Below are 1,080 nucleotides of genomic sequence, written 5' to 3' on the forward strand. Positions count from 1 at the left end.
GAAGGCCGGTGTCCCACGCCACGACCCCCTCGCCATGGGCGCCTTCAAGGCCCTCCCGATCAGCGAACAGCGCCAGTTGGTGAGCTTCACCGCCCGAGCCGAGGTTCAGTCGACGCCCGCACCCGCAGCACCGCAGCCTCCCCCACACGCACCGATCACCGACGCCACCAAGGCCACGACCTCCCTCCCCGGCCTCTCGGCCGGAATCACCGCAGGTCTGGACAAGGAACAACCATGAACCTCCGCGGCGACGCCTTCAAGTGCACAGTTCCAGAACACTGGCCCGAACTCGACACCTCGGACTACGTCTCCGCGGCGGGGGACGCCGCACGATGGGACATCACCGCCGTCGAGGAGTACGGCAAGACCGACAAGAGACTCCGCGAGCAGCGCCCAGACCTCACCCAGAGCGAACGTGCCCTCCACGTCGCCGGGATCGGAACACTCCGGGCAGGAGCCCAAGTGGCTTCACCGATCCTGCTTGGGGCCGCAGCCGGAGCAGCCTTCGGAGGCCCCGTCGGTGTCGTGGCGGGCGTTGCCGTGGGCCTGGCCCTGAGCATTCCCATGGGGGACAGGACCATCGGGGACATCGCCGGAGACATCGGGGAGGGCATCCTCAACCTCTCCAAGGGACCATTTGAAGGACTTTTCGGATGACCCTTCTTGCCATCACCCCCCTGGTTTCCGCAGCTTTCGGTCAGGTGATCGTCTCCCTTGCCTTCATGGCAATTGGAGCATTGGCCGCCATACAGGGCTGGGTTTTCTACACAGAACCCGTGCCTCGCTTCGTTCAGGGGTATCGAGGCTTCTCCTGCACGCCACTCTCCCTCCTTTTCGGCGGAGTGGCTTTTCTCCTCTCCCCTGTGGGACTCATAGGTTCGGTCATCCCACGAGTCGTGGGCGGAATCATCGCTCTTACGTGCCTGTCCTGCATCCTCATCTTCTTCCTCGGTTACCTCATCTGGTTCCCCAGACTCCTGCTGCCCCCCTGGTACCGACGAGCCGTGAAGGCCGGTGTCCCACGCCACGACCCCCTCGCCATGGGCGCCTTCAAGGCCCTCCCGATCAGCGAACAGCGCC

The 1,080-nt window shown here is 64.9% G+C and carries 3 protein-coding genes; all 3 read left to right on the forward strand.

From position 1 onward, the window contains the following. Positions 1–238, forward strand: a 238-nt coding sequence (locus EII35_RS16125; protein ID WP_221739804.1) for a hypothetical protein, incomplete at its 5' end; no start/stop codon positions are given. Continuing rightward, positions 235–657 (forward strand): hypothetical protein, encoded by a 423-nt coding sequence (locus EII35_RS15485; protein ID WP_125229340.1) that lies wholly within the window; start codon positions 235–237, stop codon positions 655–657. The genes EII35_RS16125 and EII35_RS15485, both read left to right, overlap by 4 nt. Continuing rightward, the coding region (locus tag EII35_RS15490; protein ID WP_148098969.1) for a hypothetical protein at positions 654–1,080 on the forward strand (427 nt) is incomplete at its 3' end. The genes EII35_RS15485 and EII35_RS15490, both read left to right, overlap by 4 nt.

It is taken from the genome of Arachnia propionica (genome assembly GCF_003932785.1).
In the GTDB taxonomy this organism is placed as follows: Bacteria; Actinomycetota; Actinomycetes; order Propionibacteriales; family Propionibacteriaceae; genus Arachnia; species Arachnia propionica_B.

Bases quoted from the DNA above. Each gene is read 5' to 3' on its own strand.
- EII35_RS15485 (WP_125229340.1), top strand. From the start codon at position 235: ATGAACCTCCGCGGCGACGCCTTCAAGTGCACAGTTCCAGAACACTGG.